Source organism: Novosphingobium sp. BL-S-21, from assembly GCF_055521655.1.
The window spans coordinates 756202-772936 of record NZ_CM145496.1 but is presented as its reverse complement, the minus strand read 5'-3'; the positions used below and the strand labels follow the sequence as shown (position 1 = coordinate 772936).

Sequence of the window (16735 nt, the reverse complement as noted above, 5' to 3'; positions counted from 1 at the left end):
ACGGCAAGGCCCTCGCCGCGCATCGATCCGGCGCGGTGAATTTCACACGAACGAATAAGGATCGATGTCGATGTTCACCCGCACACCGCGGGGGAACTGCAGCGGTTCCAGCCATTCGCGCAAGGTCTTCTGCAATTCGGCCGAGCGACGGGCATTGATCAGCAGGCGGAACCGATGACGGCCGCGGAGCAGCGATAGCGGGGCAGGGGCCGGGCCGAGCACCAGCATGTCGGGATGGTTGGGCGCCGTGCCGCCAATGGCGCGGGCGGCGGCTTTCGCCTCGGACTGGTCTTCCGAGGAAACGATGATCGCCGCCCAGCGTCCGAAGGGGGGCGCACCCGCATCGCGGCGGGCCTCGGTCTCGGCGGCGTAGAATGCGTCCCGGTCCCCGGCGGCCAGTGCCGAGATCACCGAGGCTTCCGGATGGCGCGTCTGGATCAGCACTTCGCCCGGCTTTTCGCCGCGGCCCGCGCGCCCGGCGACTTGGGCGACCTGTTGGTAGGTGCGCTCCGCCGCCCGCAAGTCGCCGCCCTCCAGGCCCAGGTCGGCATCGACCACGCCCACCAGGGTGAGATCGGGGAAGTGGTAGCCCTTGGTCACGAGCTGCGTGCCGACGATGACGTCGATCGCCTTACCCTCCGCCTTGGCGACGAATTCGCCGACGGCCTCGGCCGTGTTCATCGTATCGGACGTGACGAGCGCGACACGGGCCTCGGGCAGGATCTCGGCGACTTCGTCGGCAATGCGCTCGACCCCCGGCCCGCAGGCGACCAGGCAGTCTCCGGTGCCGCATTCGGGGCAGGCCGCGGGCACCGGCACTTCATGGCCGCAGTGGTGGCAGGCCAGGCGCTGCGAGAAGCGGTGCTCCACCAGCCAGGCCGTGCAGTTCGGGCACTGGAAACGGTAGCCGCAGTGACGGCACAGCGTCAGCGGCGCGTAACCGCGGCGGTTGAGGAACAACAGGGACTGTTCGCCGCGCGCCAGCCGCGCCTTCATTTCCTCCACCAGGCGCGGGGCGAGCCACTTGCCGCGCTCGGGCGGCTCCTGGCGCAAGTCGAGGATCTGGATGTCGGGCAGTTGCGCGCCGCCGAAGCGCGAGGGCAGGTCGACCTTGCGATAGACGCCTGCCTCGGCCAGCTGCATCGATTCGAGCGCGGGTGTCGCGCTGGCGAGCACGACCGGTATCCCTTCGAACTTGGCGCGCATCACCGCCACGTCGCGCGCGTTGTAGCGCACCCCGTCGTCCTGTTTGAACGAGACTTCGTGAGCCTCGTCGACCACGATCAGGCCGAGGCGGGCATAAGGCAGGAACAGCGCCGACCGCGCGCCGACCACGACTTGCGCCTCGCCCGCCACGATGGCGCGCCAGGCGCGGCGCCGCTCGCTGGATTTCAGTGAAGAATGCCAGAGGATCGGCGGCACGCCGAAGCGGTGCTCGAAGCGGCGCAGGAAATTCTCGGTCAGCGCGATCTCGGGCAGCAGGACCAGGATCTGCCGTCCGCGCCGCAGCGCCTCGGCCACGGCCTCGAAATAAGTCTCGGTCTTTCCAGAGCCGGTCACGCCGTCGAGCAGGAACGGCGCGAACGCATCGGCGCGAACGGCCTCGACGAAGATGTCGGCCGCTTCCTGTTGACCGTCCGACAGCATGGGCTGGGCATGTTCGGGCCGGGCGCGGGCATAAGGACGGTCGAGATCGACGACCACCGGCTCCAGCAGGCCCGCGCCGACCATGCCGCGCAGAACGCCGTCCGACACCGAGGCCAGCTCGGCCAGTTCCTTGATCGAGGCCTGCTCGCCCTGGAGAGCGTCCAGCGCGGCGGCGCGTTGCGGGGTGAGCCGGGCGGGCTCCTGTCCGGTCAGGCGGTATTCGGTGGTGGTGCCGCCGCCGCGCAGCGCCGCCATGCTGCCCAGCGCCATGCGCGCCACGGACGAAAGCGAGGCGCAGTAGTAGTCCGCGGTCCATTCGATGAGGCGCCGCAGACGCTCCGGCAGGGGCGGCACGGGCATGACTTCCAGCAGGGGGCGCAGTTTCGATTCAGGCACTTCCTGCGTGTTCAGGCGTTGCGGCTCCCAGACGATGCCGAGCACCTGCCTCGGCCCGAGGGGCGCAACCACCACGGAGCCGAATTCTATCGCCATGCCTTCGGGGACGCGGTAGTCGAGGACGCCCAGTGCGGCGTTGAAGACGAGGATTCGGACGCGTTTCATGTAGGTTGCATATAGGCACTGCTGTCCGGGGGCGTGAAGGAGTTGATGATGGTGAACTGGGGAACAGGGGATAATTCGGCAGCCATGGGCGCTTCGGCGGAAGCGGACATGCATGTCGAAACCGGCGCGGCAAGCGCGTTTCGGTCCGACTGGAGCCGCCGCGGCGTGCTCATCGGCATGCTTGCAACCGGAGTGCTGATGCTGCCGGGCTGCTCGACTCTCGCGACGGGTTCGGGCCTGGGCTCGGGCTCTTCGGCCGGCGCGGACCCCGTACGCCGCCTCATGCGCTTTTCCTCGGAACGGGCTTTCGCCTGGCTCGGCCAGCCCGAGGGCTTCTGGACCAGCCCCGTGGCCCGCATCCCGATGCCGGTGCTGTTCGACCGCCCCGGGCGCACGACCACGGGCGTGCTCAAGTCGAAGGCCTTCCGCGACAAGCTTCAGTATCAGCTCAACCTCTTCGCGACGCCCGGCGCGCGCGTGGCCGGTCCGCTGGTGCTCAAGACCGTGCAGAGCGTCGCCATCCCGAATCCGGCCGAAGTGATGGCAGGCGGCAATACCGCGGCCACCACGCTGCTGCGCCGCGCGATGGGGCCGGCGCTCGTCAACGCCATGATCCCCGAGATCGAGCGCGCCATGAAGGAGGCGCAGGACCCCACGCTGAACCAGGCGATCGCCGCGCTGAAGGGCGTGACCGTCCAGGACACCGCCCATGCCCTCGCGCTCGATGCCGACAACGGCATCTGGTACGAGATCGGTGCGGCCGAGGCGGCAATCCGCCAGGATCCGGCCGATACCAACGATGCCGTGCTGATCGGCGCGTTCAAGAAGGCCTGACCGGCCGGCCGCTCCGGCGGCCGCAAGGCGCAGGGTAGCGGGGAAGGGCGCGCTTCCCTATAGGGGGCGCCAGAATCGACGGGCAGCGCGACGCCGCCCGTCGCAGCCCCGCACCCACAGGAACCGCGCCATGAAGTTCTTCGTCGACACCGCAGACACCAACGACATCGCCGATCTGGCCGCCACCGGCCTGCTCGACGGCGTTACCACCAACCCCTCGCTGATCGCCAAGTCCGGCCGCGACTTCCTGGAAGTCACCAAGGAAATCTGCGGTCTGGTCGATGGTCCGGTCAGCGCCGAAGTCGTTGCGCTCGACCATGAAGGCATGATGCGCGAGGCCGAAATCCTCCGCAAGATCGCCGACAACGTCTGCATCAAGGTGCCGCTCACCATCGACGGCCTGAAGACCTGCAAGAAGCTGACCAGCGACGGCACGCTCGTCAACGTCACGCTCTGCTTCTCGGCCAACCAGGCCCTGCTCGCAGCCAAGGCCGGCGCGAGCTTCGTCTCGCCCTTCGTCGGCCGTCATGACGACAACGGCTTCGACGGCATGGACCTGATCCGCGACATCCGCCTGATCTACGACAACTACGCGTTCGAGACCGAGATCCTCGCGGCTTCGATCCGCCACCCGGTCCACGTCCTCGAATGCGCCCGCATCGGCGCCGACGTCGCGACGATGCCGCCGGCCGTCATCAAGAACCTCGTGAAGCACGTCCTCACGGACAAGGGCATCGAAGGCTTCATGGCCGACTGGGCCAAGACCGGCCAGTCGCTCTGAAATTGACGTCCCTCTGACTTGACGTCGCTCTGACTTGACGCCGCTCTGATCTGAAGCCGTTCCGGCCCGAGGTCAGGGCAGCATGGATCGTCGTCCCGGACCGCGTCCGGGACGACCTCTTGCTCCCAACCGATCCTTCCCGGCTTGCACCCGGCGGACTATGTCGCCATTGAGCGGTCATGTCCGATGAAACACCCGTCGATCGCTTCAAGCTGGCCCTGACTGGCGCTTCGCGCGCCATCGCGCAGGATGCCGAAGTCGAGGTCAACTGGACCGCCGACGCTCCAAGCTCCACCGGCCAGACGTTCCGCGTGCCGATGCCGGGCCGCTCGATTCCGCAGGCGGCCGCCATGCAGGCGCGCGGCTATGCCGACAGTTTCGCGCTCAGGCTGCGCCATCACAACGACAGGCTGCACATGCGCAATGCGCCCGCCGATCCTTCGGCCCGGGCCTGCTACGATGCGGTGGAGGCCGTGCGCTACGAGGCGCTGGGCGCCAATCACTACGAGGGCATGCGCGCCAACCTCGATGCCTCGCTGGAAGCGCGCATCGCCAGCGATCCGATCTCGCGGGCGGACAGCCCGGACGGCGTGCCGATCCCGACCGCGCTGGCGCTCATGCTGCGCGAGCGTCTGACCGGCCAGCCAGTGCCGGAATCGGCCCAGTTCGGCGTCGACATGGTCCGCCGCTGGATCGAATCGAAGGCGGGTGACGATTTCGAGGCGCTGGCCGATTCCATCGAGAACCAGAAAGCCTTCCAGAAGCTCTCGCTCGACATGCTCATGCACCTGGAGATGACCCAGGCCGAGCAGATCGAACAGCCGCCCGAAGAGTCCGAGGACATGGACGGCGACGAGGAGACCGAGGAAGACGAAACCGGCGACGAAAGCGGCAAGGAGGAGCAGTCCACCGAGATGGCCGCCGAGCCGTCGAGCGGTCAGGACGAGGGCGAGAGCGAGGCCGAGGGCGAGAACTCGGACGAGATGGACGACGGCGAAGAGGGACAGGAAGGCGAGGAGGGCATGATGCCCGTGCGCCCGAACCGACCCTGGACCGACATTCCCGACAGCTTCGACTATCAGGTCTTCACCGAGGCCTTCGACGAAGTGGTGGTCGCTTCCGAACTGTGCGACGACGAGGAACTGACCCGTCTGCGTGCTTATCTCGATGCCCAGCTCAAGGGGTTGCAGGGCGTGGTGACGCGCCTTGCCAACCGGCTCCAGCGCCGCCTCATGGCCCAGCAGAACCGTTCGTGGGACTTCGACCAGGAAGAGGGCATGCTCGATGCCGCGCGGCTCGCCCGCGTGGTCGTCTCGCCCGGACAGTCGCTGTCCTACAAGATCGAGCGCGATGTCGAGTTCAAGGATACGATCGTCACCCTGCTGCTCGACAATTCCGGCTCGATGCGCGGTCGTCCGATCTCGATCGCGGCGATCAGCGCGGATGTGCTGGCGCGCACGCTGGAGCGCTGCGGCGTCAAAGTGGAGATCCTGGGCTTCACCACGCGCGCCTGGAAGGGCGGACAGAGCCGCGAATCCTGGCTGTCGAACGGGCGCCCCCAGCATCCGGGCCGCCTCAACGATCTTCGCCACATCATCTACAAGAAGGCCGACGAGCCGTGGCGCCGGGCGCGCAAGAATCTGGGCCTGATGATGCGCGAGGGCCTGCTGAAGGAAAATATCGACGGCGAGGCGCTGCTCTGGGCGCACAACCGCATGCTGGCCCGGCCCGAAGACCGGCGGATCATGATGGTGATCTCCGATGGCGCTCCGGTGGACGATTCGACGCTATCGGTGAACTCCGCGGGCTATCTCGAAGCGCACCTTCGCCGCGTGATCGAGTGGATCGAGACCAAGAGCCCGGTCCAGCTCGTCGCCATCGGCATCGGCCACGATGTGACGCGCTACTACCGCCGCGCCGTGACGATCATGGACGCCGAACAGCTCGGCGGGACCATGATCGAACAGCTCGCCGGACTGTTCGAAGAGGAAAAGGGCAGGAAATGAGGGCGTCCCGGACCTGGTCCGGGACTGCCGGCCTTTCTTCAGGGCGTCGCTTGCGCGGGAGCTTCCCGTTATCGGGATCCGTTCGGGTCGGCGTCCTCAAGGATTGACCTCGCCTCGGCCAGCCGCTTATGCCGCGGCGCATGACCGAAACCCAAAGCCTTACCCTGTTCAACAGCCTCACCCGCCAGCTGGAGCCGTTCCAGCCCGTCCATGAAGGCGAGGCGCGGGTCTACAGCTGCGGGCCGACGGTCTACAACTACCCCCATATCGGCAACATGCGCGCCTATGTCTTCGCGGACATCCTCGGCCGGACGCTGAGCCACAAGGGCTACAAGCTCACGCACGTCATCAACATCACCGATGTCGGCCACCTGACCGACGACGCCGATGCCGGTGAGGACAAGATGGAGAAGATGGCGCGCACCCAGGCGCAGTCCATCTGGGACATCGCGGCCCATTACACCCAGGCCTATTGGGCCGACATCAAGGCGCTCAATATCCGTCAGCCGGCGAAGTGGTCGATCGCGACCGACTATGTGCCGCAGATGATAGAATTTGCCGAGAAGATAGCTCCAACTCACTGCTACGAATTGGAAAGTGGTCTCTATTTCGACGTTTCCACCGTGTCCGACTACGGCCGCCTGGCCCGGGCCGTCACGGACGAGGGGGAGGGGCGCATCGAGGCTGTCGCGGGCAAGCGCAATGCGGCGGACTTCGCCATATGGCGCAAGACTCCATTGGGCGAGACGCGCCAGATGGAATGGGATTCGCCTTGGGGCAAAGGTGCTCCGGGATGGCATCTCGAATGCTCGGTGATGTCCGGCGACTTGCTCGGCTTTCCCTTCGACATCCACACCGGCGGCATCGATCACCGCGAGATCCATCACCCCAACGAGATTGCCCAGAACCAGGCATTCTGCTGCACCAATGGCCTCGACATGGCCGCAAATTCCGGTGCCAAGATATGGATGCACAACAATTTTCTGGTCGAACGCTCAGGCAAGATGAGCAAGAGCTCGGGTGAATTCCTGCGGCTGCAATTGCTGATCGACAAGGGCTACCACCCGCTCGGCTACCGCATGATGTGCCTGCAGGCGCACTATCGCTCGGAGCTGGAATTTTCGTGGGATGGGCTGGCCGCCGCGCTGGTTCGCCTCAAGCGCATGATCATCGTGATCGAGCGACTGGGCGACGTGGAGCCGGGCGATGCCGGCCATCCCAAGCTCGCGCCCATGCTCGAAACTTTCGAGAAGGCGGTGGGAGAGGATCTGAACACCGCCGTGGCGCTTACCGCGCTGGAAGACGTTCTGGCCGCCAAGAAAGTCGATCCCGGCGCCAAGCGGGCCGTGATCGAGGCGATGGACGCGGTGCTGGGTCTCGACCTGTTCGGCACCAGCCGCGCCGATCTTCGCCTTCGGCCCAAGGCGGCCGAGATCACCGAGGCCGAAATCGAGAGCGTCCTCGTCCAGCGCAAGGAAGCGCGCGCGCAGAAGGATTTCGCGACATCGGATGCCCTGCGCGACGCGCTGGCCGCGAAGGGCGTGGACGTGATGGACGGCGATCCGCTGGGCTGGGAATGGAAGCTCGGCTGACCGCTTGAGCGGGGCGGGACAGGGCTTGCAGTAAGCGCGGGCCAGGCCCCCTTGTCATCCCGGCTGGCCATCCCGATCAAGGTGCAAAGGCCTGAATTAGGCCGCCAATCGGAGTCCGTCCATGACCGCCGCCGTGATCAACGCCAAGTCGCGTGCCCTTCTTGAAGGGCGCTTGCCCGAGGGTGTGGAGCCGCTCTGGTTCGAAAGCGATGCGCAGCTGCTGCAACTGGCGCCGCGCGCGGAGATCGCCTGGCTCGATCCCGTATCGCCTGCCATCGCGGCCGAGTTCATTGCCGCTGCAGACAAGCTGACCTGGTACACGGCGCTGTCGTCTGGGGTCGACTGGCTTCCCCTGACGCTCCTTGTGGAGCGCGGCGTCCAGCTTACCAACGGTTCGGGCATTCATGCGCAGTCGGTGGCCGAATACGCGGTGATGGGGATGCTGTCGGTCGCCAAGGGCTGGCGCGAGGTGGTGCGGGCGCAAGATCGGCACCAGTGGCTGGCCCAGCCGCCGGGCAAGCGCGAACTGCTGGATTCGAAAGTCCTGGTGGTCGGCGCCGGCGAGATCGGCGGCCGGATCGCCGAACTCCTGCGCGTGTTCGGTGCGGACGTGACGGGCGTGCGCCGCCGTCCGGGACCGGGCGACCTGGCATCCGATGCCTGGCGCGCGGAACTCGGCCGATTCGACTGGGTCATCGCCGTCGTGCCCTCGACCCCGGAAACCCAGCGCATGTTCGGTGAGGCGGAGTTCTCCGCGATGAAGCCCGGCGCCGTCTTCCTCAACTTCGCGCGCGGGACGGTGATCGATCAGGACGCCCTGCTGGCCGCCATCGACTCGGGCCATCTGGGCGGCGCTTTCCTCGACGTGACGGAACCCGAGCCGCTTCCGGCCGACCATCCGCTCTGGTCGCGCGAAAATATCCATATTTCGATGCACCTGGCCGGCCGGGCGCAGGACACCCTGTACGAGCGCGGATCGGCGCGATTTCTCGCCAATCTTCAGCACTTCGTGCGCGGCGAGCCCCTGGACCATGTCGTCGATCTGTCGCGGGGTTATTGACCGGCCACTACTTTGGCCAGATGCCCGGCGTTGAATTCTTCGCCACATGCCCTGACACTACGACCTGAAATTCGGGATCAAGCGGAGGGAAGATGCACATGGCAGAGAGCGACAAGCGCAAGGCGTCCGATCTATTCATCGAATGCCTGGAGGCGGAGGGCGTCGAATATATCTTCGGCGTTCCGGGCGAGGAGAACCTCGATTTCCTCGATTCGCTTTCGCGGTCCAAACAGATCCGGCTGATCCTCACCCGGCACGAGCAAGGGGCGGGCTTCATGGCGGCCACTTATGGCCGCCATACCGGGAAAGTGGGCGTCTGCCTCTCCACACTCGGCCCGGGCGCGACCAATTTCGTGACCGCCGCGGCCTATGCGACGCTTGGCGGCATGCCGATGCTGATGATTACCGGGCAGAAGCCGATCAAGAAATCGAAGCAGGGGCGCTTCCAGATCCTGGACGTCGTTTCGATGATGCAGCCCATCACCAAGTACGCGCACCAGATGGCCAGTTCGGACAATATCCCGAGCCGCGTCCGCGAGGCGTTCCGCATCGCCGAGGAAGAGAAGCCCGGCGCCACCCATGTCGAACTGCCCGAGGACATTGCCGACGAATATACCGATTCGCGCCCGATTCCGCGCTCGACGGTGAGGCGGCCGACGGCTGACGCGAAGTCGATCGCACAGGCGGTGGAGGCCCTGCAGAAGGCGAAGCGCCCGGTGCTGGTGATCGGTGCAGGCGCCAACCGCAAGATGACCAGCAAGATGCTGGGCGAATTCGTCGAGAAGACCGGAATTCCTTTCCTCACCACGCAGCTCGGCAAAGGCGTGATCGACGAGCGCCATCCGCGCTTCCTGGGCTGCGCGGCGCTGTCCTCGGGCGATTTCGTTCACCGCGCGATCGAGGACGCCGACTGCATCGTCAATATCGGCCACGACGTGATCGAGAAACCGCCGTTCTTCATGCATAACGACGGTACGCGGAACGACCGCGTGGTGATCCACGTCTCGACCAAGACCGCGGAAGTCGATCCGGTCTATTTCCCGCACATCGAGGTGATCGGCGATATCGCCAACGCCGTATGGCAGATCAAGGAAGCCATCGCGCCGTCGGCGAAATGGAACTTCGATGCCATGCTCGGCTATCGCCAGGCCGAAGTGGAGCATACTGAAAAGCTGGCTGCCGACGAGCGCTTCCCGATCTTCCCGGCGCATCTCGTGAAGCAGGTTCGCAGCGCCTTGCCTGACGATGCGATCGTCTGCCTCGACAACGGCGTCTACAAATTGTGGTTTGCCCGCGGCTATTGCGCGTCCAAGCCCAATACCGTGCTGCTCGACAATGCGCTGGCATCGATGGGAGCAGGGCTGCCGTCTGCCATGGCCAGCGCGATGGTCTATCCGCACCGCAAGATCTTCGCGGTCTGCGGCGACGGCGGCTTCATGATGAACAGCCAGGAGATGGAAACGGCGGTTCGCCTGGGCCTCAACCTCACCGTGCTGATCCTGAACGACAATGCCTATGGCATGATTCGCTGGAAGCAGGCCAACATGGGCTTTGCCGATTTCGGGCTGACTTACGGCAACCCCGACTTCGTGAAATATGCAGAGAGCTATGGCGCCAGCGGCCACAGGGTGGAGAGCGCGGCCCATCTCAAGACACTGCTGGCCCACTGCCGCGATACACCGGGCGTCCATGTGATAGATTGCCCGGTCGACTATTCGGAAAACGATCGCATCCTGAACAGCGAGATCAGGGAGCTTTCGCTGGCCCTCTGAATGAAAACGGGAAGGCAGGGCGCGCGCCTGCCTTCCCGCAGCGTGGCTTTTTCCCGATCAGCAGTCTTCGAGCAGCAGAAGTTCGATCTCCACGGTCAGGCTGGGCGGCGGACCTGCCCGGTGGTCGGCTTCGGTCACCACCGCGTCCGCCACCAGGTGGCCGGAAATGGTGAATTCATGGTCGGGCAGAGCCGCGATCAGGTTCTCTCCGTCCTCGATGGCGTCCTCGCCCGCGAAAGTCAGCGCCACCGTATGGCGAGAGCCGGCGAAAGTGGCGCTTGTCCAGGGGCGTTCGGCGTGGCGCAGGAACTCGGCGCGGGAACCGGCGAGTTTGAGCAGGGCCGCAATCAAGGGCAGCCATGGTCCGCGCGCCGCATAGCGCTGCGCACCGTCGCCCAGGGCCTGTCGAGCCGATGCGAGCATCGCGCGGTCATGGGCAAAATTAACGTGCATGTGGGCTCTCCAGGTAAGTCGTCATGAAAAGTCGGATGCGTGCCGCGGTCCCGGCGCGGGGCCGGCGCCCGTTGCGTAAATCGCCGACGAATCGCGGATCGTGTGCAGCGAGGCGCCCGAACTTGGTCCACGGCATCCGGGTGAGGCGCAGGAAGCGCTCTATCTGGCGTAAAAGCATGGAACTTTGGGCTCCGGTGAGTGAGATTCGCGACTCGTGTTCCTAATATGTTCCAACCGAATGGGGCTTGTCTAGGAAATTTCCTACGACTAGGATTACATTATGGAAAACGCCGAAATTCGCCGCCGTTTGCTGGAACTTGCCGAGGAACGCGGTGCGAGCCTCTCGTCCCTGTCGCGAATGATCGGAAAAAATACCACTTATCTTCAGCAATTTATAAGAAAAGGCAGTCCGAGGAAGCTGGAGGAGGGGGATCGCGGCCAGCTTGCACGGTTCTTCGGAGTGGACGAATCGGAATTCGGGAAATCGAAGGAAAAATCCTACGTAAGCGACCGAAATTCCTACGCCGGTGATTGGGTGGACGTTCCGCGTCTTTCGATCGGCGCCTCCGCGGGGCCGGGCGCCTTGCCGGACGGGGAGGACGTGTTCGGAACGATCCGTTTCTCCCCCCGCTGGCTGCGTTCGATGGGGCTGCGCCCGGAAATGCTGTCGGCCATCGTGGTCAGCGGCGATTCGATGGAGCCGGTGCTGCGCGATGGCGACGAGATCCTCGTGGACCGCGACTGGCGGCCGCTGCGGGACGGCATCCATGTCGTCCGACTCGACGATACGGTGCTGGTGAAGCGACTGGAGGCCGGGCGGGCCGGACGCATCGCCTTGTTGAGCGATAATCCGGCCTATCGGCCTATCGAATGCGATCTCCAGGAAATCGAGGTGATCGGCCGCGTCGTGTGGAAGGGCGGGCGAATCTGAACGGCTCGCAGGCCTGACGGGGAGGGGCGCAAGGTTGCATTCCTCCCGGCTTGCGGCCATTTCCGCAGCCATGACCCAAACCAGCGAGAAGCCTCAGGAACAGTCGATGCGTGTCGGCATCATTCCCGTCACGCCGCTCCAGCAGAACTGTTCACTGCTGTGGTGCACCAGGACCATGCGCGGTGCCTTCGTCGATCCGGGAGGAGACCTTTCCAAGCTGCGGCAGGCTCTGGAAAAGACCGGGGTGACGCTGGAGAAGATACTCGTCACCCATGGCCATCTCGATCACTGCGGCATGGCGGGAATCTTCGCGAAGGAAATGGGCGTCCCGATCGAGGGGCCTCACGAAGAGGATCGGTTCTGGATATCCAAACTGGACGACGACGGTCCGCGCTGGAACATGGAAGCCGAGACGTTCGAGCCCGATCGCTGGCTCGAAGACGGCGACAGGGTGACCGTGGGCGAGCTGGAACTGGATGTCGTCCATTGCCCGGGGCACACGCCGGGGCACATCGTGTTCCATCATGCACCCAGCAAGTTCGCGATGGTGGGGGACGTGCTGTTCAAGGGCGGCATCGGCCGGTGGGATTTCCCGCGCGGCAATCTTCAGGATCTGGTCGAATCGATCACCGCGAAGCTCTGGCCGCTGGGTGACGAAGTGACGTTCGTCCCGGGCCACGGACCTATCAGCACGTTCGGAGACGAGCGGGCGAGCAATCCCTATGTCGGCGACGCGGCGCTGGAGCACGGCTTGCCGGGCTGAGGGCTGTGCCATTCCTCACGCTATTATAGGAGGGCGGTGCCGGTGCACCGCCCCTTTTCGTTTTAGAACCACCCCAGGGCGATCAGCACGGCCACGGCGGACAGTCCGGCCAAGGTGAGGACGGTTACGAGAACGCCGACCATGCGCAGCGGGTTGGGCCTGTCGATGTCCATGCCCAGGCCATGGGACACGCGGCCCAGCATGAAGAGCGAGCCGACGATGGCCAGCCAGATGCCGCCCTTTCCGGTCATTTCGATCGCTGCGGCCAGGATCAGCACGAAAGGCGTGCTTTCCACGAAATTGAGCTGCGCCCGCATGCGCCGCGCGAGAGGATCGTGGCCTCCGTCGCCGAACAGCACCTTTTCCCGCATGCGCATCTGGCCGATACGCGCTATATGCCAGAAGGTAATCACGCCGGCCGCGGCCGCGAGGCACAAAGTTGTCTGCAGAATCATGGTTCGAATTCCCCCTAGGTGGATTTCACGTTCATGCTGCGGGGAGGAACGGGTTGCAACTCGTGCGAAATCGGTTATAGGCGCGCCTTCGCAAGCCGCCGGTCCGCGAACACGGTTTCCGGCGGCCTTTTTGACATTCAATTCCAGGAACAGGTGCCGAAATGGCTGTCCCTAAAAGAAAAACGTCCCCGTCCCGCCGGGGCATGCGCCGCAGCCACGATGCTCTGCAGGTCGAAGCATTCCACGAATGCCCGAACTGCGGCGAACTGAAGCGCCCGCACAACCTCTGCAACGCTTGCGGCCACTACAACGGTCGTGAGATCGTCGCGGTCGAAGCTTAAGACCAAGACGATTTTCGGAGGTTGCCCATGAGTTTGCCGCGTATCGCTGTCGATGCGATGGGCGGCGACGAGGGCGTGCGCGTCATGATTGAAGGCGCTGCTCTCGCGCGCCGTCGTCACGATCGCTTCAAGTTCCTGTTGGTCGGTGACGAGCCGCGGATCAAGGCCGCGCTCGAAAGTCATCCGAATCTCAGGGCAAGTTCCGAGATATTGCACACTGAAGGCGTCATCAGTGGCGAGGATAAGCCCAGCCAGGCATTGCGCCGGGCCAAGGGCACCTCGATGGGACGCGCTATCGAGGCGGTGAAGGCGGGTGACGCCGGAGCCGCCGTCAGTGCCGGCAATACCGGCGCTTTGATGGCGATTTCCAAGCTCGCGTTGCGCACGATGCCCGGCATCGATCGCCCGGCGCTGGCTGCCCTGCTGCCGACTCTGGAAGATCATGACCTGGTCATGCTCGATCTCGGCGCCAATGCCGAGTGCGATGCGCGCAATCTCGTGCAGTTCGCGATCATGGGCGCTGCCTATGCCCGCGTCGCCACGGGCCGCGAGCACCCGCGCGTGCGCCTGCTGAACATCGGCACCGAGGAAACCAAGGGCACCGAAGACTTGCGCGACGCTGCGGCGATGCTCAAGGCCTCGGCCGCCGACCTGTCGATCTCGTTCGACGGTTTCACCGAAGCCGACAAGCTCGGCCGCGGGGACATGGACGTCGTCGTGACCGACGGTTTTTCGGGCAATGTCGCGCTCAAGGCTGTCGAAGGCACGGCGCGCTTCGTGGCAGACTTGCTGCGCCGCGGCTTTTCGAGTTCGCTGCGCTCGAAGATCGGTTTCCTGATCTCGAAGCCGGCCACCGAGCTGCTCAAGCATCACCTCGATCCCAACAATCATAACGGCGCGGTTTTCCTGGGCCTCAACGGCATCGTGGTGAAAAGCCACGGCGGTGCGAACGCCGCAGGCGTCGCCAATGCCGTGGCGGTTACCGCGCGCCTCTTGGAGGAAAACGTGACCGAGCGGATTTCCGCGGACCTTGCCCGTCTGGGCGGGACGTCCCTGCGCAAGCCTCGCGTCCAGGAAGAGAGTGCCTGATGATTCGTTCGGTTCTCGTCGGTACGGGTTCGGCCCTGCCGCGACGCGCGGTCAGCAATGCCGAACTCGCCGAGCGCGTCGACACCAGCGACGAATGGATCGTCGAGCGTACCGGCATTTCCAATCGCCACATCGCCGCGCCTGACGAAACGACCTCTAGCCTGGCCACCGATGCGGCCCGCAAGGCCATCGAGGCGGCCGGCTTCGAGGCTTCGTCGATCGACCTGATCGTGCTGGCCACGGCCACCCCTGACCAGACGTTCCCGGCCACGGCCACGATCGTCCAGAACAACCTCGGCTGCCGCGGCGGAATCGCTTTCGACGTTGCCGCCGTCTGCTCCGGTTTCCTCTACGCAGTGGGCGTTGCCGATTCGATGCTCCGCACCGGCATGGCCAAGCGGGCACTCGTCATCGGTTCGGAAACCTTCAGCCGCATTCTCGACTGGGAAGATCGCACCACTTGCGTTCTTTTTGGAGACGGCGCCGGGGCGATCGTTCTCGAAGCGCAGGAGCAGGGCGAAGAGGGTTCGCGCGGTATCCTGGCGACGCGGCTTCATGCCGATGGCGCGCACAACGAACTGCTCTATGTCGATGGCGGTCCCTCGACGACCGGCACCGTGGGCAAGTTGCGCATGAAGGGCCGTGAGGTCTTCCGGCACGCTGTTGTGAACCTGGCCGAAGTTCTCAAGGAAGTCCTTGAGGAAACAGGACATTCTCCTTCCGATATCGATTGGCTGGTGCCGCATCAGGCCAATGCCCGCATCCTCGATGCGACGGCGCGCAAGCTCAATCTGCCGGCCGAAAAGGTCGTGATGACGGTGGGCCAGCACGCCAATACTTCAGCTGCCTCGGTGCCTCTGGCGCTCGACCAGGCCGTTCGCGACGGCCGCATCGTGCAGGGCGATCTTGTCGTCCTCGAAGCGATGGGCGGCGGTTTCACCTGGGGCGCAAGCGTCGTTCGGATCTGATTCGGTGCTCCGTTATGGAGGATCGGGTGAACTGATGTGGGGGAGCATTGCTTTTCCCGCATTTTTTCATAATATTGTCCGGGGGGTTGTCGCACGGAGGGGATGCGGGACTTATGCGCTCCACGGACACATTGACGAGGGCCGAAATCGCTGAAGCCATCCACAGGAAGCTGGGATTGTCCAGATCCGAGTCGCTTGCGATGGTCGAAGCTATACTGCAGCATATGTCGGAAGCCCTTTCGGAGGGCGAAAATGTCAAGATTTCCGGGTTCGGGACTTTCCTGCTTCGCGACAAGGGCGAACGGATCGGCCGTAATCCGAAAACCGGCGTGGAGGTGCCGATTACGCCTCGCCGGGTCATGACATTCCGGGCCAGTCAGATGCTGAAGGACCGCATTACCGACTGATCCGGTTCCGGCATCACGTTGGTTATACGGAGAATTCTGCCATGACTGCGATCGAAGCGAACCGTCCGGAAGCGACCATCGTCAATGATGGAGCGTCCGGGACGGGGGTCTTCAACGACGGCAAGGCGCACGATGCGCTGCGCACGATCGGTGAAGTGACGAAGGCATTGGGCATTCGCCAGCATGTCCTGCGTTACTGGGAAGAGCAGTTTCCTGCCCTTCAACCGATCAAGCGCAGCGGCAATCGTCGCTATTACCGGCCGGAAGACGTCCTGCTGATCGCCGAGATCGACCGACTGGTCAATCGCGAGGGCTATACGTTGCGCGGTGCGCGCATGGCTCTTGAGGAGCCGGCATCGGTGGAGACCGGCGCCGTGAGTGATCGACTCGCGGAGGCGGCGCCTGCAGGCGCGTCCGATTCCTTCATTCAGGAACTGCTCGGAATTCGCCTTCGACTGGCACGGGCGCTGGCCGCGGCCTGACAGGGCCGAGGCGGTACGCCGCGTTCCGGCTTAATCCAGCGCGCTGGGCCCCAGTTCGGGGTCGAGGTCGCGTGGGCGGGTGAGATGCACCAGCCGGCCTGTGCCTTCGGCGATCTCGTCCCAGGATTCGATGTCCAGTTCCACCACGGCATAAGCGGCGGTGGGAAATTTTTCCTCGACCACATCGCGCATCGGGCTGCTGCCGTCGTCCGGCACGAGATCGAAGATCAGGTCTTCGAGGCCCGGATTGTGCCCTATCAGCATGATCGAGCGCGGATCGCCCGCCTGTTCGCGCAGGAGGTCGATCAAGGTGGCGGAACTGGCAAGGTAAATCCGGCGATCCCAGGTGATCGGCGGCATTTCGCCCGCGGCTTCTCCGGCCAATTCGATCGTCTGGGTGACGCGAACGGCGGGGGAGGCGAGGATGCGCTTCCAGCCCACGGCGTGGTCGCGGATGTGCAGGCCGATCAGGGCGGCGCCCTTGCGGCCGCGCCCGTTGAGCGGGCGGTCGAAGTCCCGGAGGCGGGCATCGTGCCAGTCCGATTTGGCGTGTCTTAGGATTCCGAGGGTTTTCATCGAGGCTTTCGGTTCGC

17 protein-coding genes are annotated in these 16735 nt (G+C 64.7%); 13 read left to right on the top strand and 4 right to left on the bottom strand.

Annotated elements, in window-relative coordinates:
• Positions 1–42: 42 nt before the first annotated feature.
• Entirely contained in the window at positions 43–2208 is a 2166-nt protein-coding gene (locus ACZ1J6_RS12025; protein ID WP_132263010.1) for a primosomal protein N', read from the bottom strand.
• A 51-nt stretch (positions 2209–2259) separates the two neighbouring features.
• Between ACZ1J6_RS12025 and ACZ1J6_RS12020 the strand changes: the two genes are divergently transcribed.
• The 6 genes from ACZ1J6_RS12020 (at position 2260) to ACZ1J6_RS11995 (ending at position 10253) form a co-directional block, all read left to right on the top strand.
• Positions 2260–3042, top strand: a complete 783-nt coding sequence (locus ACZ1J6_RS12020) for a DUF4197 domain-containing protein (protein WP_431567006.1) — start codon at positions 2260–2262, stop codon at positions 3040–3042.
• Positions 3043–3172: 130 nt separating this feature from the next.
• Positions 3173–3823: a fructose-6-phosphate aldolase gene (fsa, locus tag ACZ1J6_RS12015; protein WP_132263009.1), complete on the top strand. Its 651-nt coding sequence runs from the start codon at positions 3173–3175 to the stop codon at positions 3821–3823.
• Between the two features lie 179 nt (positions 3824–4002).
• Complete coding sequence (gene cobT / locus ACZ1J6_RS12010; RefSeq protein WP_431567428.1) at positions 4003–5829, top strand: cobaltochelatase subunit CobT; 1827 nt, start codon at positions 4003–4005, stop codon at positions 5827–5829.
• Positions 5830–5969: 140 nt separating this feature from the next.
• Entirely contained in the window at positions 5970–7421 is a 1452-nt protein-coding gene (gene cysS / locus ACZ1J6_RS12005) for a cysteine--tRNA ligase (RefSeq protein WP_431567429.1), read from the top strand.
• A gap of 121 nt (positions 7422–7542) precedes the next feature.
• Positions 7543–8481 carry a D-2-hydroxyacid dehydrogenase gene (locus ACZ1J6_RS12000; protein ID WP_431567430.1) on the top strand — a complete coding sequence of 313 codons (939 nt, stop codon included), beginning with the start codon at positions 7543–7545 and terminating at the stop codon, positions 8479–8481.
• A gap of 98 nt (positions 8482–8579) precedes the next feature.
• Entirely contained in the window at positions 8580–10253 is a 1674-nt protein-coding gene (locus tag ACZ1J6_RS11995; RefSeq protein WP_431567431.1) for an acetolactate synthase large subunit, read from the top strand.
• A gap of 57 nt (positions 10254–10310) precedes the next feature.
• Here the strand turns inward: ACZ1J6_RS11995 and ACZ1J6_RS11990 are convergent, their stop codons facing one another.
• Complete coding sequence (locus ACZ1J6_RS11990) at positions 10311–10706, bottom strand: hypothetical protein (protein WP_431567432.1); 396 nt, start codon at positions 10704–10706, stop codon at positions 10311–10313.
• A gap of 280 nt (positions 10707–10986) precedes the next feature.
• On the opposite strand from ACZ1J6_RS11990, the gene ACZ1J6_RS11985 reads away from it, so the two are divergent.
• Complete coding sequence (locus ACZ1J6_RS11985; RefSeq protein ID WP_431567433.1) at positions 10987–11637, top strand: S24 family peptidase; 651 nt, start codon at positions 10987–10989, stop codon at positions 11635–11637.
• Between the two features lie 70 nt (positions 11638–11707).
• Positions 11708–12400, top strand: a complete 693-nt coding sequence (locus ACZ1J6_RS11980; RefSeq protein WP_431567434.1) for an MBL fold metallo-hydrolase — start codon at positions 11708–11710, stop codon at positions 12398–12400.
• A 62-nt stretch (positions 12401–12462) separates the two neighbouring features.
• Here ACZ1J6_RS11980 and ACZ1J6_RS11975 read toward each other — a convergent pair whose 3' ends face one another.
• On the bottom strand, positions 12463–12855 hold the full coding sequence (locus tag ACZ1J6_RS11975; protein ID WP_132262994.1) for an MAPEG family protein: 393 nt from the start codon (positions 12853–12855) through the stop codon (positions 12463–12465).
• 161 nt (positions 12856–13016) lie between these two features.
• Between ACZ1J6_RS11975 and rpmF the strand changes: the two genes are divergently transcribed.
• The 5 genes from rpmF (at position 13017) to ACZ1J6_RS11950 (ending at position 16142) form a co-directional block, all read left to right on the top strand.
• On the top strand, positions 13017–13196 hold the full coding sequence (gene rpmF / locus ACZ1J6_RS11970) for a 50S ribosomal protein L32 (RefSeq protein WP_132262993.1): 180 nt from the start codon (positions 13017–13019) through the stop codon (positions 13194–13196).
• A 27-nt stretch (positions 13197–13223) separates the two neighbouring features.
• A complete protein-coding gene (gene plsX / locus ACZ1J6_RS11965) occupies positions 13224–14285 on the top strand; it encodes a phosphate acyltransferase PlsX (protein WP_132262991.1) in 1062 nt (353 codons plus the stop codon).
• On the top strand, positions 14285–15253 hold the full coding sequence (locus ACZ1J6_RS11960; RefSeq protein ID WP_132262989.1) for a beta-ketoacyl-ACP synthase III: 969 nt from the start codon (positions 14285–14287) through the stop codon (positions 15251–15253). The genes plsX and ACZ1J6_RS11960 overlap by 1 nt, the downstream gene beginning before the upstream one ends.
• Before the next feature lie 113 nt (positions 15254–15366).
• A complete protein-coding gene (locus ACZ1J6_RS11955; RefSeq protein ID WP_132262987.1) occupies positions 15367–15660 on the top strand; it encodes an integration host factor subunit alpha in 294 nt (97 codons plus the stop codon).
• 41 nt (positions 15661–15701) lie between these two features.
• Complete coding sequence (locus tag ACZ1J6_RS11950; protein ID WP_431567435.1) at positions 15702–16142, top strand: MerR family transcriptional regulator; 441 nt, start codon at positions 15702–15704, stop codon at positions 16140–16142.
• Between the two features lie 30 nt (positions 16143–16172).
• Here ACZ1J6_RS11950 and ACZ1J6_RS11945 read toward each other — a convergent pair whose 3' ends face one another.
• Positions 16173–16718, bottom strand: coding sequence for a SixA phosphatase family protein (locus tag ACZ1J6_RS11945; protein WP_132262983.1), 546 nt, complete (start codon positions 16716–16718; stop codon positions 16173–16175).
• Positions 16719–16735: the final 17 nt, after the last annotated feature.

Excerpts from the sequence above, each read along its gene's own strand:
- ACZ1J6_RS11980 (WP_431567434.1), top strand. The coding sequence starts at position 11,708 with ATGACCCAAACCAGCGAGAAGCCTCAGGAACAGTCGATGCGTGTCGGC.
- ACZ1J6_RS11975 (WP_132262994.1), bottom strand. The coding sequence starts at position 12,855 with ATGATTCTGCAGACAACTTTGTGCCTCGCGGCCGCGGCCGGCGTGATT.
- fsa (WP_132263009.1), top strand. The coding sequence starts at position 3,173 with ATGAAGTTCTTCGTCGACACCGCAGACACCAACGACATCGCCGATCTG.
- ACZ1J6_RS11950 (WP_431567435.1), top strand. The coding sequence starts at position 15,702 with ATGACTGCGATCGAAGCGAACCGTCCGGAAGCGACCATCGTCAATGAT.
- ACZ1J6_RS11985 (WP_431567433.1), top strand. The coding sequence starts at position 10,987 with ATGGAAAACGCCGAAATTCGCCGCCGTTTGCTGGAACTTGCCGAGGAA.
- cobT (WP_431567428.1), top strand. The coding sequence starts at position 4,003 with ATGTCCGATGAAACACCCGTCGATCGCTTCAAGCTGGCCCTGACTGGC.
- rpmF (WP_132262993.1), top strand. The coding sequence starts at position 13,017 with ATGGCTGTCCCTAAAAGAAAAACGTCCCCGTCCCGCCGGGGCATGCGC.
- ACZ1J6_RS11955 (WP_132262987.1), top strand. The coding sequence starts at position 15,367 with ATGCGCTCCACGGACACATTGACGAGGGCCGAAATCGCTGAAGCCATC.
- ACZ1J6_RS11990 (WP_431567432.1), bottom strand. The coding sequence starts at position 10,706 with ATGCACGTTAATTTTGCCCATGACCGCGCGATGCTCGCATCGGCTCGA.
- ACZ1J6_RS12025 (WP_132263010.1), bottom strand. The coding sequence starts at position 2,208 with ATGAAACGCGTCCGAATCCTCGTCTTCAACGCCGCACTGGGCGTCCTC.
- ACZ1J6_RS12000 (WP_431567430.1), top strand. The coding sequence starts at position 7,543 with ATGACCGCCGCCGTGATCAACGCCAAGTCGCGTGCCCTTCTTGAAGGG.
- ACZ1J6_RS11945 (WP_132262983.1), bottom strand. The coding sequence starts at position 16,718 with ATGAAAACCCTCGGAATCCTAAGACACGCCAAATCGGACTGGCACGAT.
- cysS (WP_431567429.1), top strand. The coding sequence starts at position 5,970 with ATGACCGAAACCCAAAGCCTTACCCTGTTCAACAGCCTCACCCGCCAG.
- ACZ1J6_RS11995 (WP_431567431.1), top strand. The coding sequence starts at position 8,580 with ATGGCAGAGAGCGACAAGCGCAAGGCGTCCGATCTATTCATCGAATGC.
- plsX (WP_132262991.1), top strand. The coding sequence starts at position 13,224 with ATGAGTTTGCCGCGTATCGCTGTCGATGCGATGGGCGGCGACGAGGGC.
- ACZ1J6_RS11960 (WP_132262989.1), top strand. The coding sequence starts at position 14,285 with ATGATTCGTTCGGTTCTCGTCGGTACGGGTTCGGCCCTGCCGCGACGC.